This is a genomic window from Rathayibacter sp. VKM Ac-2879 (assembly GCF_015351245.1).
Lineage (GTDB): Bacteria > Actinomycetota > Actinomycetes > Actinomycetales > Microbacteriaceae > Rathayibacter.
This window is the reverse complement of record NZ_JADKSO010000004.1, coordinates 56,314-79,536: the sequence shown is the minus strand read 5'-3', so window position 1 is coordinate 79,536 and position 23,223 is coordinate 56,314. Positions and strand designations below refer to the sequence as shown.

Here is a 23,223-nt window from a genome sequence, read left to right as displayed (position 1 = left end):
GTCGCCGGGCGGCGGGCCGCGCGGTCGCGACCCTCGCTCGGCTCAGGTCGTCAGAGCGACGGCCGGAGGTGTCCGCGCCGCCGAGAGGGCGGGGTACGAGCCGGCCACCACCCCGATCGCCACCGTCGCACCGATGCCCGCGGCGACGATCCCGAGGGGCACCACGAGCGGAGCTCCCGTCGTCGAGGCGAAGGCCGCCACCGCCGCCACACCGAGCGCCGCTCCGCCGAGACCGCCGAGGAGCGAGAGGAGGAAGGCCTCGACGAGGAACTGGAGCCGAATGTGCCCTCGCGTGGCTCCGAGCGCGCGCCGCAGGCCGATCTCACGTCGACGCTCAAGCACCGAGATCACCATGGTGTTCGCGATGCCGATGCCGCCGACGAGCAGCGCCACCGATCCCACTCCGAGCAGCAGCCCGCTGAGGGAGGCGTCGACGGCGACCTTCGCCTGCAGCACGTCGGAGGGACGGGACACGCCGACATTGCGGGGCTTGGCCGGGTCGATGGCCGCTGCGAGAGCGCTCTGCACGCCCACCACGGCGGAGTCCGCCGAGCGCTCGTAGACCGCCGTCGGATTCCCCGTCCAGTGCAGAAGGCTCTTCGCTGCGGGCCCGGGGACCAGCACGGCGGTGTCGAGCTCGGACGCGAGGGGCGAGGAGCCCAGGATCCCGAGGACGGTGAAGTTCGAGGACCCGATGTGGACCAGCGTCCCGGGTTCTCGGATGCCGAGAGCGTCCGCCGCCGTCGGACCCAGGACGGTCGTCGGCAGCTCGCCGGACGCGCCGTCGAACCAGCGTCCGCTCGCGAGTGGGGTCTCGGTCACCTCGAGCAGCCGCGGGTCGGCGACGGCGACCGACAGGCCGCGAGTCCTTCCCGGATCGACCAGCTCGTTGCGGTAGACGTGGTCCGGGAGTGTTGCGGTCGACGCCGCGGATTCGACGCCGTCGATCCGCAGCACCCGTTCGACCGCGTTGGGCGCCATCGGCACGGACGGCCCCATGATGCTCTTCGCCGGACCGGCCGTGAGGAGGTTCGTGCCGAGGTCGTGCAGTTGCCTCTCGAGCGCAGCCTGCGACGTCGAGGAGATGCCCACGACGGCGATCATGGCGGCGATGCCGATGGCGATGCCGAGCGCCGAGAGGACGGCGCGGAGGGGCCGCAGGCGCAGCCCGCCGCCTCCGATACGAAGGAGGTCAGCGGCGAGGAGGCGGGAGCGGGTCATGACGTCTCCTCCCCCGGTCGCCCGTCCGACTCGACGCGCCCATCGCGGATCGCGACGACGCGCGGGAAGCTGTCGGCGAGCGCCCGGTCGTGCGTGATCACGACGACGCTCGTGCCCTTCGCGTTCAGCTCGCGCAGCAGCAGCACGATCTCGGCGCCAGAGACGGAGTCGAGAGCACCGGTCGGCTCGTCGGCGAGGAGCAACGGGGCGTCCGAGACGAGGGCGCGGGCGATGGCCGTGCGCTGTTTCTCGCCTCCCGAGAGCTGGTTCGGGCGATGCCGCAGCCGATGCGACAGCCCCACCCTCGTCAGCGCGGCCTCGGCCGACGCCCGCCGCTCACGCTGGGCGGTGCCGGTGTAGAGGGCACCGTCGGCCACGTTGTCGAGCGCGGTCCGGCTCTCGTCGAGGTGGAACTGCTGGAAGACGAAGCCGATCGTCGAGGCGCGCAGACCCGAGAGCCGGCGGTCGCCGAGGGTGCTCACGTCGCTCCCGCGGAGCCGGACGCTGCCCGCCGTCGGCCGGTCGAGCAGACCCATGATGTTCAGGAGGCTGGACTTGCCCGATCCGCTCGGCCCGACGATGGCGACCAGTTCGCCCTGGTCGATGCGGAGGGAGACGTCGTCGACGGCGCGGACCGGCGGCGAGCCGTGGTCGCGGGTGACCTGGTGCAGCTCGAGCAGGCTCATTCCTTCGCCGCCCCGACAGTCATGCCCTCATGCACTCCGTCTCCCGAGACCTCGGCCAGGCCGTCCGCGACCAGGCCGAGCGTCACGGCGACACGGTGATGCTCACCGGAGTCATCGATCTCCTCCAGCTCGAAGCCGCCGCCCGGCCGCGCGAGCAGGGCGTCCACGGCGACCGTGAGCACGTTCTCGTGCCGCTCGCCCACGAACTGCACCTGCACCACCGCAGCCTGGAGCTGCCCGGCCGCGCCGGGATCGGCGAGGTCGATCTCGACGGGGAGGACCTGCTCGGGCGAGGAGCCGTCGCTCTCGCCACCGGAGCCGTTCGACGACGCGGCCTGCGCCTGACCCACCGAGGTGATGCTGCCGGGCGCCGTCGATCCGTCGGGCATCGTCACCGAGACGCTCGCGCCGACGACGGCGACGGTTTGCTCGGCCAACGGCAGCATGACCTCTACCGAGGGAGTGCGCGCCGTCAGGGTCAGCACCGTCGTCCCTGCGCCTACCGCCGCCTCCACCGGAAGGGGCGTGCTGCCGACTCTGACCGCGCTCGGCGCGACGGCGATGGCCGACTGGAGCACGACCCCCGTCTCCGGGACTCCGAGTGCCTTCTGCCAGGCGCGTACCGCCTGCGCCGTCGGCTCGAGGAACTCCTCGTCGGGCACTCGCGAGAAGTAGCCGAGCGCCGACAGGTTCTGCTCGAGCTGGAGCACATCGGGACCCTTCGCTCCGACGGAGAGGTCGCGCCAGACGGGGGAGGTGCCGATCAGCAGCGTGGTCGGGACCGTGTCGACCTCGTAGAGGGTGTCTCCGCGGTCGAGGGTCGCCCCCACCGCCGGAACCGCCGTCATGGTCCCTGTAGACCGGGAGAGGAGCGACTTGACGACGGGGTACTGCAGGGTGCCCTTCTGGGTACTCGTCTTCTCGACGGTCCCGATGCTGAGCTGGACGGTGCGTCCCACCGGGGCCGGTGTTGCCGCGCCATCGGGTGTCGTCGCCGACCACGGCGCCCAGATGACGACTCCGACGAGGGCGGCGAGAGCCAGAGCGGCACCGACGACGACAGCGCGGCGCGGCGCGCGCGCACGCTCGGGGGCCGTCACTGGTCGATGGCCGTGACGCAGGCCTCGGCATCCGACCGGAACGAGGGATTGTCGGTGGTCTCCTTCGGCATGTCCTGCGAGAACTGGCCGTCGGGGCCGAGATCGGGAATCTTGTAGCCCTTGCCCCGCACGCAGTCGATGAGTGCCTGATTCGCCACACGGATCGCCGCGTTCTCTTCTGCGGTGGGCTGGGGAGCCTCGCCGACCTCATCGGTGCAGGCCGTCTTTGCTGCCTCCTTCTGCGCGTCGGTGGGGTTCTCGCCCGAATGCTTGCTGAGGCAGTCGTTGAAGGAGGTCTCGTAGTCGGCCCGGCGCTTGTCAAACTGCTGGAGGGTCGCTACCGAGTCCTTGACGGCCGCGGTGGACGTGGACGCCGGCGTCGCCTCCCCTGCCGAGCAGCCGGTGAGCAGCACCGCGGCGAGGGTGATCGAGGCGGAGAACGCGGCGACGCGAGTCGCAGACGAACCAGTGCGCAAAGTCATGGGAATTCCTATCGTCCGTGGTGCGGGCCCGCCGGATACGGGCTCTCGGCGACGACGACCCTAGGAGCGGCCACCCTCGGAACGGCGCCGCAGCGACGGACGAACAGGGGCTTCGCGCCACCGCAGGGCACGGGAGGAGGGTTTTTCACTCCCGCGGATGACCCGTCCTCCACCGGGCGAGGTATGGCGGAACGGCGCGCGGCACCGGTGCCGACACTGGCTCCTTCCCGAGAGTGAGGTTAGGCTTACCTTCGCAACCACCCATGATCCGAAGGATTGCTGTGCCCTTCTCCCGCACCCCCCTCCGCCGTGCCGCCGCCGCCTCGCTCGGCATCGCCGCCCTGCTGCTCACCGCCTGCTCCGCGACCGGCGACGGCGCCCCCGGCGCGTCTGGCGCCTCCGCCACGGCGGGTTTCCCCGTCACCGTCGAGCACGCCTTCGGGAGCACCACCGTCGAGTCGGCCGACCGCGTCGTCGCGACCAGCTGGACCAACCAGGACGTGGCGCTCGCGCTCGGCGTGACCCCCGTCGGCTTCACGCGCGCCAGCTACGGCGACGAGGACGGCGACGGCCTGCTCGTCTGGACGAAGGAGGCGCTCGATGCCCGCGGCGCCGCGACTCCGACGCTCTTCGACGAGACCGACGGCGTGCCGTTCGAGGCCATCTCCGACCTCGCGCCCACCGTGATCCTGTCGGCCTACTCGGGCATCACCCAGCAGGACTACGACACGCTCAGCCAGATCGCCCCGACGGTCGCCTACCCCGGCCTGCCCTGGGGCACCACCTGGCAGGACTCGGCCAGACTCGACGGCGCGGCGCTCGGACTCGCCGACGAGGCCGCCGCCACCGTCGCCGAGGTCGAGGGAGACATCGCCCGAGCGGTCGCGCAGCACCCGACGCTCGCGGGCACGACCTTCGTGTACGGCTGGTTCGACCCGACCGACACGAGCACCTTCACCTACTACACCCCCAACGACGCGCGCGTGAAGTTCGTCGAAGACCTCGGTCTCGACGTCGCACCCAGCGTCACGGCGCTCTCGGGCGACTCGAAGGCCTTCAGCGGCACCGTCAGCGCCGAGAACGCCGACCAGCTCGACGCGGACGTGCTGATCGTCTACGGCGACGACACGACCCTCGCCACGATGCAGGCCGACCCGCTGCTCTCGAAGATCCCGGCGATCGCGCGCGGCTCGGTCTCCGTGCTCAGAGACGGCTCCTCCGTGGCGATGGCCACCTCCTCGCCCAACCTGCTGAGCATCCCGTGGGTGCTCGACGAGTACACCGCCGGCCTCGCCGCCGCCGCCGACAAGGTGTCGTGACCGCTGCCCTCTCCCGGAGGCGTCCCGGCCGCGCCCGCGGGCAGGGCCCCTCCGGGCGCATCGGGAGGCGGTTCCTCGCGCTCGCGGCCGTCCTCGCGGCGATCGCCGTGGCCTGCGTGCTCTCGCTCGTCTACGGATCGCGAGAGATCCCGCTCGACGAGATCTGGCCGGCGCTGACCGCGCCCGACACCTCCTCCATCGTCGATGCGGCCGTGCAGGGACGCGTCCCGCGGACGGTCCTGGCGCTGCTGGTCGGTGCCGCGCTCGCCCTCGCGGGAGCCGTCATGCAAGGGCTGACCCGCAATCCGCTCGCCGATCCGGGCATCCTCGGCCTCAACTCCGGCGCCTCTCTCGCGGTGGTGCTGGGGATCTCGACGGTCGGGGCGACGACGCTGCCGCAGTTCATCGGCCTGGCCTTCGTCGGCGCCGCGGTCGCGGGAGTGTTCGTCTATGGGATCGCGGCGCTCGGCCGCGGAGGAGCTACTCCGCTCACGCTCGCCCTCGCCGGAGCCGCGACCGCCGCCGTCCTCGTCTCGCTCACCAGCGCCGTCCTGCTCACCCAGGAGACGACGCTCAACCGCTTCCGCTTCTGGCAGGTGGGCGGAGTCGGCGGCGCCGAGGCGAGCAGCATCCTGCAGGTCCTGCCGGTCCTCGTGCTCGGAGGCGCGCTCGCGGTCGCCGGGGCGCGCGGCCTCGACGCCCTGGCGCTGGGCGATGAGCTGGCGACCGGTCTGGGCCGCCGCGTGGGGCGCATCCGCCTCGTTGCGGGCCTGGCCGCGGTGCTGCTGTGCGGAGGAGCGACCGCCATCGCCGGCCCCATCGGCTTCGTGGGCCTCGTCGTCCCGCATCTCGCGCGACGCCTCACCGGCCCCTCGCACGCGTGGCTGCTCCCCTCCTCCGCGCTGGTGGGGGCGCTGCTGCTCGTGGTCGCCGACGTGGTGGGCCGCGTGGTCGCGCGCCCGAGCGACATCGAGGTCGGCATCGTGACCGCTCTGATCGGAGCGCCGGTGCTCATCGCGATCGTGCGCCGCTCGAAAGTGCGCTCGCTGTGAGCGGTCGGACCCTCGAGCGCGCGGAGTCGGCGGGCACCCCGGCAGGCTCGGTCCTCGCCGGTCGGCGCCTGCGCCGTCGGCGCACGCTAATCGGCTGCTCGGTGCTGGCGGTGATCGCGGTGGCGCTCGTGGCCATCGCGCTGACGTTCGGCACCACGGTGTACTCGGTTCCGCAGGTGCTCCGGGTGATGGTCGGCGAGACCGTGCCGGGAGCCTCCTTCGCGGTGGGCACGCTACGGCTGCCGCGCACGCTGATCGCCGTGCTCGTCGGAGTCGGCTTCGGGATGGGCGGCGTGATCTTCCAGACGATGCTCCGCAACGCGCTCGCGAGCCCGGACATCATCGGCATCACCTCGGGCGCGAGCGCGGCGGCCGTGGTCGCGATCGCGTTCTTCGGCCTCTCGGGCGGCGCGGTCTCGGTCATCGCGGTGGCGGCCGGTCTCGCGGCAGCCCTTCTGATCGGCTGGCTCGGCGACGGCGGCGGGGCGGTCGGGGCGCGACTGATCCTGATCGGGATCGGCCTGGCCGCGATGTTCCAGAGCGTGATCGCCTACGTGCAGACACGTGCCGACGTCGAGGACGTGCAGGAGTCGCTGCGCTGGCTGACGGGCAGCCTCAACTCGGCCGCCTGGCCTGCCGTGCCTCCGCTCACGCTGGCGATGCTGGTGCTCGTCCCGGGCGCGCTCGTGCTCTCGGGGCGTCTGGGCGTGCTGCAACTGGGCGACGAGACGGCGACGGCGCTCGGGGTCGACGCGCGGCGCAGCCGACTCGCGTTGCTCGCGGTCGGCGTCGGACTGGTCGCGGTCGCGACCGCGGCGACCGGACCGATCGCGTTCGTCGCATTCGTCGCGGGGCCGATCGCGCGCAGGATCGTGCCGAGCGCGCGCTCGCTGCTGGTACCCTCCGCGCTGGTCGGGGTGGTGGTCGTGCTCGCTGCCGACCTCCTCGCCCAGCACGTCGTGGGGGCCGCGTTCGGCGGCGCCCGATTCCCGGTCGGAGTGGTCACCGGCGCCCTCGGCGCGCCTTTCCTGCTCTGGCTCCTCGCCCGCCAGAACCGCTCCGGAGGCTCGCTGTGACCGCTCCCCGCTCCCTGTCCGCCGAGTCGGTCACCCTCGCCTACGACAACCGGGTCGTCGTCGACCGGCTCTCGCTCACGGTGCCGACCGGCGCGATCAGCGTCATCGTCGGAGCGAACGCCTGCGGCAAGTCGACCCTCCTGCGCGCGATGGCCAGGCTGATTGTGCCGCGTGAGGGCGCGGTGCTCCTCGACGGGCGCGCGATCCACCGACTCCCGACACGGAAGGTCGCCCAGCAGGTGGGGCTGCTGCCGCAGACGCCGATCGCGCCCGAGGGGATCGCCGTGTCGGACCTCGTCGCGCGCGGTCGCTACCCGCACCGCGGGCTCTTCGGCCGGGGTGGCGCGGGAGGCGACGACGATGCGATCGTCGAGGACGCCTTGCGCGCGACCGGGACGCTCGAGCTCGCCGACCGCCCCGTCGACGAGCTCTCGGGCGGCCAGCGGCAACGGGTCTGGATCGCGCTCGCGCTCGCCCAACGCACCGACGTGCTGCTCCTCGACGAGCCCACCACCTACCTCGATGTCGCGCACCAGATCGAGGTGCTCGATCTGCTCACCGACCTCAACCGCTCGCGGGGGACGACGATCGTGATCGTGCTGCACGACCTGAACCTCGCGGCCCGGTACGCCGACCACCTGTTCGCCGTGCGCGCGGGAGCAGTGCACGCCTCCGGGACTCCGGCCGAGGTGGTGACGGCCGAGACCGTGCGCTCAGTGTTCGGGATGGAGTCGCGCGTGATCGAGGACCCGGTGTCGCGGACTCCGCTCGTGCTGCCGATCGGACGGCACCACTCGGGGTGAGGTCGGGCCGGCTCGAGCGACTCCGGAGTGGGCACAGCTGCCCAGTCACGCGCTCAGCGGGGCTCCGCGAGCGAGCCGCCCGCGCGCCACGGGCCGCCGATGCGCTCCTGGAGGAGCGGGCCGGAAGGGTCCGCGAGGCGGGCGAGCAGCGCCTCCACCCCGCGGCGGCCGAGCTCGTGACCCGGTGCCACCAGCAGCTCCAGCGCCGGATCCGCCAGGTCGGCCACGTCGGGGTCGGAGGCGAGCAGCACGATCGAGAGGTCGTCGGGGACACGCACGCCGCGGTGACGCAGCTCGTGCGCGAAGCCGACGGCCGCGCCGGCGTTGACGACGACCGCGGCCGTGACGGAGGCTGGGTCGAGCGAACCGGCAAGCGCACGGCCGCCCGCCGGCGACTCCTCGCACCGCACCAGCACCGCCTCGATGCCGAGCGTCGCGCAGGCGCGTTCGAAGGCCTGCTGGGTGCGCGCGTAGGGGCCGAAGTCGGCCGCGGCCTCGCGATCGGGGCCGAGCACCAGCGCGACGCGCGCGTGACCGAGCGTGGCCAGGCGATGCAACGCCTCCTCGACCATGCCCTCGAAGTCGATGTCGACCCAGTCGAGCGAGGAGGGATCGCGCGTGCGACCGATCAGCGCGAAGGGGGTGCCTGAGTCGCGGAGGATCGCGACGCGCTCGTCCTCGCTGGTCACCTGCATCAGCACGACCCCGTCGAGCAGTCCGTCGGCGCGCAGGTCGGCGAGGCGCTCCGAGCCGCCGACCGTCGGCCAGAGCACGATCGAGTAGCCCTGCTCGGCGGCCGCCTCCGCGGCCCCGAGGAGGAAGGACGTCGCCGTGGTGAGCGGCCGACTCGGGACGAGCGGGTAGACGACGGCGACGATGCCGGAGCGACGTCGCGCCAGCGCGCGGGCCAGAGCATGCGGGCGATAGCCGAGCTCCTGCATCGCGGCGCGGACCCGCTCCCGGGTCTCGGGCGAGACGGGCTTCGTGTCGTTCACGACGAAGGAGACCGTGGCGATCGACACCCCCGCGAGACGCGCGACATCCCTCATCGTGGCCACGGGGACTCCTCAGGCTGGGGCTGTTGACGCGAAGCAGGCGTCTCCCGCATCCTAGAGGCGCCCTCGGTAAAGCGGTTAACCACCCTCGCCTGCCGATGCAACTCCGTGTCCACCGTCGAAGAAGGATCCACCGTGACCACACCCCCCACCCCTCTCCGCGTCCTCGTCTGGGGCGAGAACCGCCACGAACAGATCGAGGAGAAGGTGCGCGCGATCTACCCCGACGGCATGCACACCACGATCGCCGCCGGCATCAGCGAGAACCTCGGCGAGCGCGCCTCCGTCTCGACCACCACCCTCGACGAGCCCGAGCACGGCCTCACCGAGAAGGTGCTCGCGGCGACCGACGTCCTCGTCTGGTGGGGACACATGGCGCACGCCGACGTCGCCGACGAGATCGTCGAGCGCGTGCAGCGCCACGTCCTCTCGGGCATGGGCCTCGTCGTCCTGCACTCCGGGCACTGGTCGAAGATCTTCGGAAAGCTCATGGGCACGACCTGCACCCTGCGCTGGCGCTCGGAGCAGGACCGCGAGCTGGTCTGGACCGTCGACCCCACGCATCCCATCGCGCAGGGCATCCCCCACCCCTTCATCATCCCTGAGCAGGAGATGTACGGAGAGTTCTTCGACGTGCCAGCCCCCGACGAGCTGATCTTCCTGTCGACCTTCTCGGGCGGCGAGGTATTCCGCTCGGGGATGACCTGGAAGCGCGGCAACGGGCGCATCTTCTTCTTCTCCCCTGGCGACCAGGACTACCCCGTCTACCACCACGAGGTCGTGCGCCGCGTGATCGCGAACGGCGTGGAGTGGGCACGCTCCTCACGGCCCGAACGAAGCCTCCCCGTGCTGCAGCGCTACGCGACCGAGGACTTCTACAACGGCCACGACTACGAAGGAGCGCTCGTCCGATGACCATCCGCATCGTCCAGGTGGGGGCGGGGGCGATGGGGCGCGCGTGGATCCGCACGCTCCGCGACTCCTCCGACGTCGAGCTCGTGGGGCTCGTCGACCTCGACGTCGAGCTCGCCGGGCGGGCCGCGGAGGAGGAAGGGGTCGCCCCGATCGCCGTCGGCACCTCCGTCGCCGAGGTGGCGGCGCGCTCGGGCGCGCACGCCGTGGTCAACGTGACCGTGCCGCAAGCGCACCTGCCGGTGAGCTCGGAGGCACTCTTCGCCGGCCTGCCCGTGCTCTCCGAGAAGCCGATCGCGCCGACCATCGCCGAGGCGCTGGTGCTCGCGGCGACGGCCGAAGCCTCCGGGCAGCTGCTGATGACGAGCCAGTCGCGTCGCTACTACGCCTCGATCGCGGCGTTCCGCGAGCAGATCGCGGGACTCGGGCAGCTGGGCACCGCCTCCGTGACCTTCGCGAAGGCGCCGCGCTTCGGCGGCTTCCGCGACGAGATGGCGCACGTGCTGCTGGTCGACATGGCGATCCACGCCTTCGACGCGGCGCGCTACCTGCTCGACAGCGACCCGGTGGCGGTCTACTGCGAGGAGTACAACCCGGGCTGGAGCTGGTACGCCGACGGCGCGGCCGCCTCGGCCGTGTTCGAGTTCGCCGACGGCGTGCGGTTCAGCTACACCGGCAGCTGGTGCGCCGACGGACTCGAGACCTCGTGGAACGGCGACTGGCGTGTGAACGGCGCCGGGGGCACCGCGCACTGGGACGGCGACGGAGCCCCGGAGTGGCAGGCCCGCGAGTCGGACGCGGTGCAGACCGCGTCGCTCGAGCGGGTTCCTGAGGAGATCGCGGGCTCGCTCGCCGAGTTCGTGCGGGCGCTGGGCTCGAAGGAGGTGCCCTCGGGCGAGGTGCACTCGAACGTGCGGAGCCTCGCGATGGTCGAAGCGGCGGTCCGCTCCTCCGAGACGGGCGCGCGGGTGCGCCTCGACGACGTGCTCGAGGAGGGGTACACGGAGGCGTTGCGGCTGGTGCGCGACGAGCGTGCGCGGGCGGCGCTCGGCTCCTGGGGGTCGGCGGGCGCCGGGCTCGCCACGCGGTGACGACGGCGCGTCGACTCGGCGGGCCGATCCCGCGCACGGCGAAGGCCCGGAGGAACACGTCCCCCGGGCCTTCGTCGTGCGGGATCAGCTGCCCGTAGGAGCCTCTTCGACATCGGGCGTCGCGCCCTCGGAGGGGGTTGCGGGAGCGTCGTCCGGCGGCGTCGGGCAGCCGGGAGCCGAGCCGTCAGCGGCCGGGAGGGGAGCGCCTGCCGGCGGCGGGCCGGGGTGGGCGCACGCGCCCGACAGGGGCGGAGTCGGAGCGGAACCGTCGGTCGCGGCGGGCGGCGCGGGTCGGGTGCCGTCAGCGGGAGGCGTCGGCGCGTCACTCGGCGGGGTCGGCGCGTCACTCGGCGGCGTGGGCGCCGAGCCGTCTTCCGGCGCAGCCGGAGGCGTCGGCGCGGAGCCGTCGCCGGGAGGAGCAGGCAGCGCCGCGGCATCGGGCCCGCCCGGTCCGCAGCGCGCCGGGCCGTGGGCGACGCTCCCGTCCGCCTCCGCCGGCAGCTGCTCGGAGGGAGTGCCGGACGGGGTCGGCGCGATCAGCGGAGTCGAGGTCGTGCCACCCGTCGGGGTCGACGCGAACGCCGCCGTCGAGCCGAGCGCGGCGAGTCCGAGCACTCCCGCGGCGATGCCGATCGCCCACGCTCGGGTCTTCGGCCGGCGCGGCCCGACGCTCGCGCCCTTCTGCTCAGGAGTGCCCTGCTGGGGCGTGGTCGAGTCGGTCATGGTCTCTCCTCGTTCCGGCCCGGTGCCGAGCCCGTTCGGGATCGGTTGCGGCCGGTTCCTCATCACCTTCAGAGCCGAATCTGAAGCGGCCCTTAAGAACAGTGCCTCCCCAGGCGACGCTGGGCACGCCCCGATCCGCCGGCTCTACGGTCGAGACCATGCCCTCCTCCGCCCGCGTGCTCCTCGTCGAGGACGACGACGCCATCCGTTCCTCCGTCGAGACAGCGCTGCGCAGCGAGCACTTCACCGTGCGCGCCCTGGTCAGCGGCGAGGATCTGGCGCGTGAGCTCGCCTCCTTCAGCCCCGATCTCGTGATCCTCGACTGGATGCTTCCCGGGCCCAGCGGCATCGTGCTGGCCGATCGGATCCGCCGCACGAGCGACGCCGCCGTCATCATGCTGACCGCCCGCGACGCTGTCGACGACCGCCTCCGCGGCTTCGACGAGGGAGTCGACGACTACGTGGTCAAGCCGTTCGTGCTCGCGGAGCTCGTCAAGCGCGTGAGTGCGGTGCTGCGGCGACGGGGACGCATCCCCTCGATCGTCGAGATCGGCGACCTCGTGGTCGATCCCGAGTCGGGACGGGCCTGGCGCGGCGCGGCGATCCTCGACCTCACCGCGACCGAGTTCCGGCTGCTCGCCTTCCTCGCCGAGCACCGAGGCCGCACCCTCACCAAGACCCAGATCCTCACCCAGGTCTGGGGCTACGACCACGTCGACCCGAACCTCGTCGAAGTGCACCTCAGCTCCCTCCGCAAGAAGATGGAGGCGCACGGCGCACGTCTCATCCACACCGTCCGCGGACTCGGCTACCGGGTGGAGGCGTGAGCGCCGGGCTGCGCACCGGCTCGCTGCGCCTGCGCACCGTCCTCGCCGTGCTCGGACTGCTCACGGTGCTGCTGATCGCGCTCGCGGCGACGGTGCAGACCGTGCTCGGCGAGCGCCTCCGCGCCCAGATCGAGGAGCGGCTGCAGGACCGCGCCTCCGCCGCAGCCGCCCTGGTCGGCACGCTCGACGACGACACGCTCGCCTCCCGACTGTCGGCGCAGGGAGTGTCGGTGCGCATCACGAGCCCCAGCGGCGACGCCGTGGTGGCGGGCCCGAGCCCCGACGAGTTGCGGCGCGGACCGTCCGCCGCCGATCAGCTCGGGGGACTGCCCGGACCTCCAGGCCCGGCGGGCACCACCGCGACACCGGCACCGAGAGCCTCCCCCGCCGCCACCGTCACCGTCGCATCGAGCTCGGTGTCGGGCGACGATCAGCTCATCACCCTCGAATCGACCCTCAGCGACGGCACCCAGCTCGTGCTCACGAGCGAGGCGAGCTCGGTGGGCAGCACCCTCGCGCAGCTCAACGGGATCCTGCTCGCCGCCTCCGCGGCGTTCCTCCTCCTGGCGGCCCTCGCGCTGATCGTCGTGGTGCGGGCGACCCTGCGTCCGCTCGACCGGATGACAGACGTGGCCCGCGACATCGCGCACGGGGACCGGGGCCGCCGGCTGCGCCCCTCCCGCCCCCGCACTGAGCTGGGACGCACGGCCGCCGCCTTCGACGAGATGCTCGACGACCTCGAGCAGGCCGAGCGGACCGCGCTCGCGGCGGAGCGGACGGCCCTCGCCGCGGAGGCGCGGATGCGCGCCTTCGTCTCTGATGCCGCACACGAGCTGCGCACCCCGGTCGCCGGGATCCAGGCGGCGGCCGACGCGCTCGTGCGTGCCGACGGCGCGGAAGAGGAGCGCGAGCGCCTCTCGGTGCACGTCGTCCGGGAGTCCTTGCGTGCGGGGCGGCTGATCCAGGACATGCTGCTGATGGCGCGGCTCGACGAGGGGATCGCGATCCAGGCGCAGCTGCTCGATCCGGCGGCGGTGGCCGCAGCGGCGATCGAGCGGCAGCTGCTCCAGCGACCGGCGCTCGCTATCGAGCTGCATCGCCCGGCAGAGACGGTGCTGGTGTGGAGCGACGCCGATCGGCTCGGTCAGGTGCTCGGCAACCTGCTCGAGAACGGCGCTCGGTTCGCCCGCTCGCGGATCGACGTGCAGATCGTGTCTGAGGACGGCTCCGTGTCGATCACCGTCGACGACGACGGTCCGGGCATCGCGGAGGCGGATCGGGAGCGGGTGTTCGACCGGCTGGTGCGCCTGGACGATGCTCGCAACCGTGCCGACGGCGGCTCGGGGCTCGGTTTGCCGATCGCCCGCGGGCTCGCCCGGGCATTCGGCGGCGATGTTGTAGCGCTCACGGGGCAGTCGGGGGCGAGTTTTCGGGTGACGCTGCCTCGGTGACCGCGCGCTGGGAGCACAACGTCAGCTGAGACGGCTGCTCGCGCACGATGGCGCATGAGAGGGCGTCTCAGCTGACGTTGTGCCGGGTCCGGCCTCGCCCACGAGCCCGAACACGCTTTCGTTGTTCCATGCAACAAACCCGAAGGGCACCCGGCAGAATGAAGCCATGACGCCACGGAGCAACTGGGCCGGCACCTACGAGTACCGAGCCTCCGCCATCATCGAGCCCGAGTCCGTCGAGGAGGTGCAGCGCCTCGTCCGCGAGAACGAGCGCGTCCGAGCGCTGGGCAGCCGCCACTCCTTCAACTCCCTGCCCGATACCCCGGGCGTGCTGCTACACCTCGGACGCCTCCCCTCCGACCCGGTGATCGACGCCGACGCCCGCACAATCACGGTCGGCGGCGCCACCCGCTATGGCGTCGTCGCCGCCGCCCTGCACGCGGCCGGCTCTGCCCTGCACAACATGGGCTCGCTCCCCCACATCTCGGTCGCGGGGGCGATCGCGACGGGCACGCACGGCTCCGGCGACCGCAACGCCAACCTCTCCTCCGCCGTCTCGGCGCTCGAACTCGTCACCGCCGACGGTTCGCTGCGCACGATCCGCCGAGGCGACCCGGGCTTCGAGGGTGTGGTCGTCGGGCTCGGCGCGTTCGGCATCGTCACGCGGGTGACCCTCGACATCCAGCCCACCTTCGACGTCCGTCAGGACGCGTTCGCCGAGCTGCCCTGGGACCGCGTGCTCGACGACTTCGACGCGATCACCTCCTCCGCCTACAGCGTCAGTCTGATGACGCACTGGTCGACGCCGACGGTCGAGCAGCTGTGGCTGAAGACCAAGGTCGAGAAGGGTGTCGTCGCCGAGGTCGACGCGACGCACCTGGGTGCGGTCGCCGCCTCGGCGAGCCTGTTCGCAGCGGCGGACGGCGGCGAGTCCAACCTCAACCCGTTCGGCGGAGTCGTCGGGCCGTGGTCGGAGCGCCTCCCGCACTTCCGGCTCGACCGCGAGCCGAGCGCGGGCGACGAGATCCAGAGCGAGTACATGGTGCCGCGCGAGAACGTCCGCGAGGCGATCGTGGCGATGCGTGCGATCGGCGAGCGGATCGACGACGTGCTGCTCATCACGGAGTTGCGCACGATGGCGGGCGACGAGCAGTGGCTCTCGCCGGCGCAGGGGCGCGACAGCGTCGGCGTGCACTTCACCTTCACGAGGGACCAGGCCGGCGTCGACGCCGTGCTGCCCGCGATCGAGGAGGCGCTGCTCCCGCTCGGCGCCCGGCCACACTGGGGCAAGCGATTCCTCGCCCGGGCGGCCGATATCGCTCCCCTCTACCCGCACCTCGACGAGTGGCGGGCGCTGCGCTCCGAGTGGGATCCGTCGGGGCGTTTCGCGAGCGATTTCCTCCGCGAGCGCCTCCTCGGCTGACCCCCCGCCCCCCCGCGAGATGCCACTTATGCGCACGACACGCCGGCGGAGGCGCTCATAAGTGGCATCTCGCGGAGGAGGCGTCAACGGGGTGTGCCCGGGCGCGGAGGCGACGTAGCGTGAACAGGCGACAAGGGAGGCGCGCCATGCCACGTCAGGAAGAGATCCCGTCGACGATCGAGCGCTCCGATGAGCACGCGCAAGCGCTGTGGTCGGCAGCACACGACTCCGCCGTCGACAGCTACGGGGAGGGCGAGCGCGCCCACCGGACCGCGTTCGCCGCGCTCAAGCACGAGTACGAGAAGGTCGGCGACCACTGGGAACGCAAGGCCGAGAGCGGTCCGTCCGACGAACGTGCAGCAGGGCACGGGCGCGACGGCAGAGGCGAGACCGCCGACGGAGTCGACACGAACGCCTCCAAAGCCCACCTGGTGGACCTCGCGAAACGCCTCGGGGTGCCGGGCCGCTCACGCATGACCAAAGCCGAGCTCGTGGAGGCGCTCCGGCGCGAGAACGCCCGCCGCACTCGCGCGGCCCGCTGATCCAGCTCGACGTCGATCGCTTCGGCCGCCGCTCAGCGCAGCGCGTCGCGGATCGCCGCGATGCCTAGCTCGACCTCGGCGAACGTCGTCGACAGCGGAGAGAAACCCAGCCGGATACCGTCCGGCCGCCGGAAGTCGGGAACGATGCCCTCGGCCTGCAGCCGCGGCACGAGAGCCGCGAACGACCCGTGCGCGATCGTGATGTGCGAGCCGCGAGAGGCAGGATCCCGCGGAGTCGCCACCCGTGCCCCGAGCGGCACCAGCCATTCGTCTACCAGCTCGAGCGCGAAGGCGGTCATCGCCTCGGACTTCGCGCGCACCGCGGGCATGCCCACCTCGGCGATCAACGCGATCATGTCCTGCATCGCAACCATGCCGGTGATCGGCGGCGTCCCGCTGAGGAAGCGACGCATCCCCGTGGCCGGACGATAGCCCGGACCCATCTCGAAGATGTCGGCGATCCCCATCCAGCCCTGCACCGGCTGGGCGAGCGAGTCCTGGTGCCGTCGGGCGACGTACGCCCACGCCGGTGCGCCGGGCCCGCCGTTCAGGTACTTGTACGAGCAGCCGACGGCGAGATCCGCCTCCCACGCGTCGAGGTGTAGGGGCACCGAGCCGACCGAGTGGGAGGCGTCCCACAGCACGAGGGCGCCCGCCGCGTGCGCCTGGGCGGTGATCGCGGCAGCGTCGGCGAGGTGTCCCGAGCGGTAGGCGACGTGGCTGAGCAGCACGAGCGCGGTGCGCTCGCCGAGCACCGGCTCGAGGTCGGCGGCGGTGACTCCGCTCTCGGGGTCGGAGGCGATCCAGCGCAGGGTGCTCCCCGTCTCGGCCGCGATCCCCTCGAGCACGTAGCGGTCGGTCGGGAAGTTGTCGGTGTCGACGACGATCTCGTCGCGGCCCGCGTCCGCCTGTCGCGCGATCGCGGCCCGAGCGAGCTTGTAGAGCAGCACGGTCGTCGAGTCCGCGACGACGGTCTGCCCAGGCGCCGCGCCGAGCGCCGCCGCGCCGAGCGCGTCGCCGAGGGCGAGCGGCAGCTCGAGCCAGCCCTCCTCCCAGCCGCGGATGAGACGGCCACCCCATTCCTCCTCCGCGAACCGCGCCAGCCGAGCGACGCTCGCCCGCAACGGCCTGCCGAGCGAGTTGCCATCGAGGTAGGCGCGCACCTCCGGCGTGCGGACGAACAGCTCGGCGTGGGCAGCGAGCGAATCCTGGGCGTCGAGCGGATGCATCCCCTCACCCTAGATCGCACCTGCGACACCGCCCCCTCGGGCTGTCGTACCGAAGCGCCCGGCCGGCACCGGCCGAGTCTTGTCCGGACTCGCTGAGAAACCACGAGGCGTTCTCACGGCAGGCTTCCCTACTCTTGCTCCGTGGATCTCGACACCCTGCTCAATATCGGCCTCGTCGTGCTGTTCGTGCTCATCGGAGGGGTGTTCGCCGGCACCGAGATGGCCATCGTGAGCCTCCGCGAGAGCCAAGTGCGCGCGATCGAGGCTCAGGGCGAGCGGGGGCGCCGCATCGCCGAGCTCGTCCGCAACCCCAACACGTTCCTCTCGGCGGTGCAGATCGGCGTCACCCTCGCCGGACTCTTCTCTTCCGCGTACGGCGCCTCGACGATCGCCCCCGACCTCGTGCCTCCGCTCGTCGGGCTCGGCCTGTCCAGCGGAGCGGCCTCGACGGTCGCCCTCATCGCGATGACCCTCGTGATCGCGTACCTCTCGCTCGTGCTGGGCGAGCTCGTGCCCAAGCGCCTGGCGATGCAGAAGTCGGTGGCCTTCACCAAGGTGCTCGCCCCGCCGCTCAACGCGCTCGCGCGCCTGATGCGTCCTGTGATCTGGTTGCTCTCGGTCTCGACCGACGCCGTGGTGCGCCTCCTCGGGGCCGACCCGCGCGAGAAGGGCGAGAGCGTCTCGGCCGACGAGGTCCGCGACATGATCTCGAGCAACACCGAGATCCACGAAGACAGCAGGCGACTGCTGACCGACGTCTTCCGCGCCGACGACCGGCGCGTCGCCGAGGTGATGCGTCCCCGGCCCGACGTGGACTTCCTCCGCGGCGAGCTGTCCGTCGCCGAGGGTTTCCGCGCGGTCCTCGGTCAGCCGCACTCGCGCTATCCGGTCGTCGGAGAGAACCGCGACGACGTGCTCGGCTTCGTGCACGTGCGCGATCTGATGGCGGCGTTCCCGGCGGCGGAGGAATCGGGCACGGCGAGTCTCGTCGCCGACATCACCCGTCCGATCCTCGCGGTCCCGGGCACCGCGAAGGTGCTCTCGGCGCTGCGCACCATGCGCCAGGACGGGCACCAGATCGCCGTCGTGATCGACGAGTACGGCGGCACCGACGGCATCATCACCCTCGAAGACCTGCTGGAGGAGCTGGTCGGCGAGATCTACGACGAGTACGACGGCGCGCGACAGGAGGTCGATGCGAAGGCCGCCGAGCAGCTGCACGACATCGACGGCGGGATGATCCTCGAAGACCTCGAGGAGCAGCTCGGCGTCGAGCTCCCCGAGGGGCCGTACGAGACGGTCGGCGGCTACGTGCTCGACCGGATCGGCCGCGTCGCGGTCGTCGGCGACTCCGTCGCGCTCGGCGATCGCGTGCTGCGGGTATCCGAGACCGACCGGTACCGCATCTCGCGTCTGACGCTCCTCCCCAACCCCGCCACCGTCGCCCCTGGCGACGGGCCCGACGCCGACGCGGGCTGACCCCGAGGTCTCAGGGGAGGCGCGTCTCGACCCAGCGCGTGGCAGGGAGCCCTCGTGCTCCGGGGCGCGCGAGCCAGAGCCCGCCGGCCGAGGGAGTCGCGGCGAGCTCCTCCTCCGAGAGGTCGCGGGAGGCCGAGGTGACCACCGCCACGTCGAGCGCGTCTCCCGCGAAGGCGATGCTCGTCGCGTGGGGCGCGGCGATCCGCAGCCCCTCTCCCTCGAGGAGGCGCCCCTCCGCGTCGTAGACCCGTACCGCGCCTCCGCCCCAGATCGCCACCCACACCCGCCCCTGGGCGTCGACCGTGAGGCCGTCCGCGAATACGCCCTCGTCGAGCTCGACGAACGGCTCGCGTGCGCCGTCGCCGCCGTCGAGGGCAGGACGGCGGTAGATCACCCCGGACTCGGTGTCGCAGGAGTAGAGCACGGTGCCGTCGGGCGAGAAGCCGAGCCCGTTCGAGAGGCTCAGGTCGTGATCGAGGACGGTGACGCCTCCGTCATGCTCGACGCGGAGCAGGAGGTCGTCGCCGAGCGGTTCGCCGAGCGTGAGCGATCCCACGATCAAGCGCCCGTGCGGGTCGATCGTGCCGTCGTTGAAGCGGTGCCCTTCGGGCAGGAGCTCGGAGCCGCGGGTGAGCGAGCCGTCGCGCTCGAGGATCGCGAGGGTCCTCGTGAGCGCGAGCAGCATCCGTCCGTCGCCCAGCGGGAACGCGCAGCCGAGCTGCTCGCCGACCTCGGTGCGCGCGATCGTGCCGAGGGTGGGCTCTGCGCCCGAGCCCAGCGGTGCCGAGAGCACGGCGCCTGCCTCGATGTCGACCCAGGTGAGGAGGCCCGTCATCCCGTCCCATACCGGGCCCTCGCCGAGGAGGTAACGGGGAGTGCCTGCCGGTGTCGCGTCGATCATCCCTCCACGCTAGCCACTGGCCTCCACTCGCACGTCCGGCGTCTGATACACCCGCGCCGAGTGCTCTCGCAAGGGGTGAATAGCCCGACGATATGAGGAGCGCTCCAGGTCTATGGTCGAGTCGCCGCGCCGGGACCGCATTCCTCCGCAACGACGCCGGGGCGACAGGAAGGTGAGCACTATGTCGACACCAACCGATTCGCGCGGCCCCCGGCAGGACGGTCCCGTACGCAGCCTCGTCCCCGCCAGGATCGACCGTCTCCCCTGGACCCGCTTCCACTGGTCGATCGTCGTCGGGCTCGGATTCTCCTGGGTCCTCGACGGTCTCGAGATCCAGATCGTCGCCTCCGCCGGCTTCGCGAAGGAGTTCGGGCTCTCGGCCTTCGAGGTCGGACTGCTCGGCACGATCTATCTCATCGGGCAGATCGCCGGAGCGCTGATCTTCGGGCGCCTCAGCGACAAGCTCGGCAGGCGCAAGCTCTTCATCCTGACGCTCGTGATCTACCTCGTCGCCAGCGGGCTCGCGGGACTCGCGCCGAACTACGTGTTCCTCGCCGTGTTCCGCTTCTTCGCGGGCATGGGCATCGGAGGCGAGTACGCGGCGATCAACTCGGCGATCGACGAGCTGATCCCGTCGAAGTATCGCGGCCGCGTCGACATCGCCATCAACGGCACGTACTGGGGAGGCGCCGCGCTCGGCTCGGCCGCGAACCTCTTCTTCCTCAACGACCAGATCTTCGCCGAGAACGTCGGCTGGCGCCTGGCCTTCTTCCTCGGCCCGATCCTCGGCCTCGCCATCATCTTCTTGCGCCGCCACATCCCCGAGAGCCCTCGCTGGCTGATGACGCACGGGCGGCAGGAGGAGGCGGAGCGCACGGTCGACGAGATCGAGCGCCGCGTCACGTCCGAGGGCGGCGTCCTCGAGCCGGTCGACGATGCGAAGGCGATCACGGTGAAGGCCACCGAGAGCATCCCGTTCAGCACCATCGCGCGCGTCCTGCTCCTTCAGTACCCGAAGCGGACCCTGGTCGGCGCGACGATGATGATCACGCAGTCGTTCCTCTACAACGCGATCTTCTTCACCTATGCGCTTGTGCTCGAGAACTTCTACGGGGTCGAGCAGAGCGCCGTCTCGTACTTCTTCTTCCCCTTCGCGCTCGGCAACCTGATCGGCCCGCTCGTGCTCGGCCACCTCTTCGACGTGTGGGGACGGCGGAAGATGATCTTCCTCACCTACGGGGTCTCGGGCGTGGTGCTCGCGCTCTCTGCTGTGCTGTTCAGCATGGACGTGCTGACGGCCACGACACAGACGATCCTCTGGTGCGTGTCGTTCTTCTTCGCGTCCGCCGGAGCCTCGAGCGCCTACCTGACGGTGAGCGAGATCTTCCCGCTCGAGCTGCGCAGCCAGGCGATCTCGTACTTCTTCACCCTCGGTCAGATCGCGGGAGCCGTCGCCCCGGCCCTGTACGGCGCGTTGATCGGCGATGGCAGCGACCGCGGCCCCCTCACCGTCGGCTACCTCGTCGGCGCCGCAGTCATGGTCCTCGGTGGCGTGGTCGCGCTGATCTTCGGCATCGACGCTGAGCGCCGCAGCCTCGAGAGCATCACCGAGCCGCTCTCGGTCGTGCGACCCGCCTCTGACGCCTGATCCCGATCCCGTCGCGAGATGCCACTTGTGAGCACGTCCACCGGCGTGTCGTGCTCACAAGTGGCATCTCGCGGCGGGGGCGGGATCGCGGACGAGTCACCCGACGTGGACGCCCGGACGGCGCTCGGGCCGCGGCTCCGCCCGCCGCAGCACCTCGCGGGTGACGGGCGCCACCTCCCCGGTGCCCGTCACCAGGAACCGGAACATATTCGCCATCGGTCCGCCCTCGGTCCATTCGAAGTAGACGTCAGGCTTCACCCCCGTGAGCTCGCGGATCTCGAGGAGCACGGAGGCGATCGTGTTCGGGATATTGCCGCTGGTCACCGTGAGCACTCGGAAGCCGTGACACACCACTCCCTGCACGTGCAGATCCTCCTCGAAGTCGGAGGAGTCGGTGGTGTGCACCTCGAGGAACAGCACCGGCCCACGCATGGGCAGATTGGCGTCACGCTGCTCCTCGGCGATCTTCGCGCGGTACTCCGCCTCCGAGCCGTCGTCGGGCTCGTTGGCGAGAATGCGGATCACGCCGTAGTCGTCGGCATCGCTCGTCACGAAATCGCGGGCCGCGTCATCGAAGGTCACCGAGGTCGCCCGAAGCTGGAAAGAACGGTGCACGCGAGAGACCAGCGAGACGACGAGGATCCCGAGGATGAAGACCGCCGCGATGCGCACGCCATCGGGCCGCTCCACGACGTTCACGATCGTCGTGTAGACGAAGACGAGCGCGATCAGCGCGAACCCGATCGCCCGCTTGCGCTGCTTCTTGCGCTTTGCCGAGAGGAAGACGGCGACCGACGCAGAGGTGATGAGCACCAGCACTCCGGTCGCGTAGGCGCCACCCTGTGCATCCACATCGGCGCGGAACAGGACCGTGATGACGAACGCGATGGCCGTGAACACCAGCACCAGCGGGCGCACGGCGGCCGCCCACTGCGGCGCCATCCCGTAGCGCGGCAGGTACCGGGGGACGATGTTGAGCAGCCCCGCCAAAGCGGAGGCACCCGCGAACCACAGGATGCAGATCGTCGCGATGTCATAGACCGTGCCGAAGCCCTCACCCAGGTACTCGTGCGCGAGATAGGCGAGCGCCCGCCCGTTCGCCTGGCCGCCTGGCTGGAACTCCGCTTGCGGAATCAGCAGCGTCGTGACAAAGCTCGAGGTGATGAGGAACGCCGACATCGTCACGGCCGCGGTGAGCAGCAGCCGCTTCGCCCCGCGGATGCGCCCGGCCGGCGCCGCGTCCGTGTCACCCGCCTCCCCGCGGATCTGCGGCATCACCGCGACGCCAGTCTCGAATCCCGAGAGCCCGAGAGCGAGCTTGGGGAACACGATCAGCGCGATCCCCACCATGATCAGCGGATTCCCGTGCTGGACCGTCAGCGCCGACCACCAGTCGCCGATCACCACCGGATTCTGCGCCACATGCCCGATGGCGACCGCGATCACGATGGCATTGAGCAGAAGGAACACGGCCACGAGCACCACGGCGATCGAGATCGCCTCGCGGAAGCCGCGCAGGAACACGATGCCCAGGAGCGCGATCAGACCCAGCGTGAGCGGAACCTCCGCCCCGTGGAACCATGCCGGCGCGAACGGGTTCTCGACCGCGTGCGCCGTGGCGTCGGCGGCCGAGAGGGTGATCGTGATCATGAAGTCGGTCGCGGCGAAGCCCAGCAGCACCAGGACGAACAGCTTGCCTCCCCACCACGGCAGCAGTCGCTCGAGCATCGCGATCGATCCCTCGCCGCGGAAGCTCTCGCGGGCGACCCGGCGATAGACGGGCAGCGCGCCGAGCAGCGTCAGCACCACGAGCACGATCGTGGCGAGCGGCGAGACGAGGCCGGCCGCGAGCGCCGCGATCGCGGGCTGATAGCCCAGGGTGGAGAAGTAGTCGACACCGGTCAGACACATCACGCGCCACCACGAGTGCGTCTTGGCCGAGGACGCGTGGGGGCCCGGATGGGCGCCCGAGTTGTCGCGGAGCCCCTCAAGAAGCCACGCCTTGACGCCTCCCGGACGGGCGGAGTCGAGGGGCGAGGGCTCGAGCGCGCCGGAGTCGGCGCGCGCAACGGAAGAGGTCACTGGACGTTTCTACTCGCCGGACGAGAAGTCGGCGAGCTGAATGTGCAGATCCTCACGGTTTCCTCACGGGTGATCCTCGCGGTGGCGCGGGGCCGGTCGGCTGTCAGTCGCGGCCCCTTCG

At 71.5% G+C, this 23,223-nt stretch carries 21 protein-coding genes; 12 read left to right on the top strand and 9 right to left on the bottom strand.

Features of this window, described 5'->3' with window-relative positions:
- Positions 1-42: 42 nt before the first annotated feature.
- The 4 genes from ITJ45_RS11215 to ITJ45_RS11200 are packed head-to-tail and all read right to left on the bottom strand — an operon-like array spanning position 43 to position 3,489.
- A complete protein-coding gene (locus ITJ45_RS11215) occupies positions 43-1,221 on the bottom strand; it encodes an ABC transporter permease (protein ID WP_194610321.1) in 1,179 nt (392 codons plus the stop codon).
- Complete coding sequence (locus ITJ45_RS11210) at positions 1,218-1,907, bottom strand: ABC transporter ATP-binding protein (RefSeq protein ID WP_194610323.1); 690 nt, start codon at positions 1,905-1,907, stop codon at positions 1,218-1,220. Before ITJ45_RS11210 ends, ITJ45_RS11215 begins: the two co-directional genes overlap by 4 nt.
- On the bottom strand, positions 1,904-3,007 hold the full coding sequence (locus tag ITJ45_RS11205; RefSeq protein WP_194610325.1) for a peptidoglycan-binding protein: 1,104 nt from the start codon (positions 3,005-3,007) through the stop codon (positions 1,904-1,906). Before ITJ45_RS11205 ends, ITJ45_RS11210 begins: the two co-directional genes overlap by 4 nt.
- Positions 3,004-3,489 (bottom strand): hypothetical protein, encoded by a 486-nt coding sequence (locus tag ITJ45_RS11200; RefSeq protein WP_194610327.1) that lies wholly within the window; start codon positions 3,487-3,489, stop codon positions 3,004-3,006. The genes ITJ45_RS11205 and ITJ45_RS11200 overlap by 4 nt, the downstream gene beginning before the upstream one ends.
- Before the next feature lie 281 nt (positions 3,490-3,770).
- On the opposite strand from ITJ45_RS11200, the gene ITJ45_RS11195 reads away from it, so the two are divergent.
- From ITJ45_RS11195 to ITJ45_RS11180, 4 genes are read left to right on the top strand one after another with little or no spacing between them, the layout of a single operon-like run.
- Positions 3,771-4,808, top strand: coding sequence for an iron-siderophore ABC transporter substrate-binding protein (locus ITJ45_RS11195; protein ID WP_323743019.1), 1,038 nt, complete (start codon positions 3,771-3,773; stop codon positions 4,806-4,808).
- Positions 4,805-5,860, top strand: a complete 1,056-nt coding sequence (locus ITJ45_RS11190; protein ID WP_194610330.1) for a FecCD family ABC transporter permease — start codon at positions 4,805-4,807, stop codon at positions 5,858-5,860. Before ITJ45_RS11195 ends, ITJ45_RS11190 begins: the two co-directional genes overlap by 4 nt.
- Complete coding sequence (locus ITJ45_RS11185; RefSeq protein WP_194610332.1) at positions 5,857-6,936, top strand: FecCD family ABC transporter permease; 1,080 nt, start codon at positions 5,857-5,859, stop codon at positions 6,934-6,936. The genes ITJ45_RS11190 and ITJ45_RS11185 overlap by 4 nt, the downstream gene beginning before the upstream one ends.
- Positions 6,933-7,739 carry an ABC transporter ATP-binding protein gene (locus tag ITJ45_RS11180; protein ID WP_194610334.1) on the top strand — a complete coding sequence of 269 codons (807 nt, stop codon included), beginning with the start codon at positions 6,933-6,935 and terminating at the stop codon, positions 7,737-7,739. The genes ITJ45_RS11185 and ITJ45_RS11180 overlap by 4 nt, the downstream gene beginning before the upstream one ends.
- Before the next feature lie 53 nt (positions 7,740-7,792).
- Here ITJ45_RS11180 and ITJ45_RS11175 read toward each other — a convergent pair whose 3' ends face one another.
- Positions 7,793-8,788, bottom strand: a complete 996-nt coding sequence (locus tag ITJ45_RS11175) for a LacI family DNA-binding transcriptional regulator (protein WP_228493928.1) — start codon at positions 8,786-8,788, stop codon at positions 7,793-7,795.
- A 141-nt stretch (positions 8,789-8,929) separates the two neighbouring features.
- Between ITJ45_RS11175 and ITJ45_RS11170 the strand changes: the two genes are divergently transcribed.
- Together ITJ45_RS11170 and ITJ45_RS11165 are read left to right on the top strand one after the other, a co-directional pair.
- Positions 8,930-9,709 (top strand): ThuA domain-containing protein, encoded by a 780-nt coding sequence (locus tag ITJ45_RS11170; protein WP_194610338.1) that lies wholly within the window; start codon positions 8,930-8,932, stop codon positions 9,707-9,709.
- The gene (locus ITJ45_RS11165) at positions 9,706-10,797 is read left to right on the top strand and encodes a Gfo/Idh/MocA family protein (RefSeq protein ID WP_194610339.1); all 1,092 of its coding nucleotides are present in this window, start codon (positions 9,706-9,708) and stop codon (positions 10,795-10,797) included. Before ITJ45_RS11170 ends, ITJ45_RS11165 begins: the two co-directional genes overlap by 4 nt.
- 84 nt (positions 10,798-10,881) lie before the next feature.
- Here the strand turns inward: ITJ45_RS11165 and ITJ45_RS11160 are convergent, their stop codons facing one another.
- Positions 10,882-11,520 carry a hypothetical protein gene (locus tag ITJ45_RS11160; RefSeq protein ID WP_194610341.1) on the bottom strand — a complete coding sequence of 213 codons (639 nt, stop codon included), beginning with the start codon at positions 11,518-11,520 and terminating at the stop codon, positions 10,882-10,884.
- Between the two features lie 158 nt (positions 11,521-11,678).
- On the opposite strand from ITJ45_RS11160, the gene ITJ45_RS11155 reads away from it, so the two are divergent.
- The 4 genes from ITJ45_RS11155 to ITJ45_RS11140 all read left to right on the top strand — a co-directional run bounded on the left by ITJ45_RS11155 (position 11,679) and on the right by ITJ45_RS11140 (position 15,763).
- Complete coding sequence (locus ITJ45_RS11155; RefSeq protein ID WP_194610343.1) at positions 11,679-12,347, top strand: response regulator transcription factor; 669 nt, start codon at positions 11,679-11,681, stop codon at positions 12,345-12,347.
- Entirely contained in the window at positions 12,344-13,798 is a 1,455-nt protein-coding gene (locus tag ITJ45_RS11150) for an ATP-binding protein (protein ID WP_194610345.1), read from the top strand. The genes ITJ45_RS11155 and ITJ45_RS11150 overlap by 4 nt, the downstream gene beginning before the upstream one ends.
- Before the next feature lie 166 nt (positions 13,799-13,964).
- Positions 13,965-15,221, top strand: a complete 1,257-nt coding sequence (locus ITJ45_RS11145; protein WP_194610347.1) for a D-arabinono-1,4-lactone oxidase — start codon at positions 13,965-13,967, stop codon at positions 15,219-15,221.
- A gap of 146 nt (positions 15,222-15,367) precedes the next feature.
- Positions 15,368-15,763, top strand: coding sequence for a ChaB family protein (locus ITJ45_RS11140; RefSeq protein ID WP_194610348.1), 396 nt, complete (start codon positions 15,368-15,370; stop codon positions 15,761-15,763).
- A gap of 32 nt (positions 15,764-15,795) precedes the next feature.
- Here the strand turns inward: ITJ45_RS11140 and ITJ45_RS11135 are convergent, their stop codons facing one another.
- Entirely contained in the window at positions 15,796-16,992 is a 1,197-nt protein-coding gene (locus tag ITJ45_RS11135; RefSeq protein WP_194610350.1) for a kynureninase, read from the bottom strand.
- 141 nt (positions 16,993-17,133) lie between these two features.
- Between ITJ45_RS11135 and ITJ45_RS11130 the strand changes: the two genes are divergently transcribed.
- Positions 17,134-18,471 carry a hemolysin family protein gene (locus ITJ45_RS11130; RefSeq protein ID WP_194610352.1) on the top strand — a complete coding sequence of 446 codons (1,338 nt, stop codon included), beginning with the start codon at positions 17,134-17,136 and terminating at the stop codon, positions 18,469-18,471.
- A 10-nt stretch (positions 18,472-18,481) separates the two neighbouring features.
- Here the strand turns inward: ITJ45_RS11130 and ITJ45_RS11125 are convergent, their stop codons facing one another.
- Complete coding sequence (locus tag ITJ45_RS11125; RefSeq protein WP_194610354.1) at positions 18,482-19,372, bottom strand: SMP-30/gluconolactonase/LRE family protein; 891 nt, start codon at positions 19,370-19,372, stop codon at positions 18,482-18,484.
- A gap of 181 nt (positions 19,373-19,553) precedes the next feature.
- Here ITJ45_RS11125 and ITJ45_RS11120 point away from each other — a divergent pair, with 181 nt between their 5' ends.
- A complete protein-coding gene (locus ITJ45_RS11120) occupies positions 19,554-21,020 on the top strand; it encodes an MFS transporter (protein ID WP_194610356.1) in 1,467 nt (488 codons plus the stop codon).
- 96 nt (positions 21,021-21,116) lie between these two features.
- On the opposite strand, the gene ITJ45_RS11115 is transcribed toward ITJ45_RS11120, so the two are convergent.
- Complete coding sequence (locus tag ITJ45_RS11115; protein WP_194610358.1) at positions 21,117-23,102, bottom strand: amino acid permease; 1,986 nt, start codon at positions 23,100-23,102, stop codon at positions 21,117-21,119.
- Positions 23,103-23,223 lie beyond the last annotated feature (121 nt).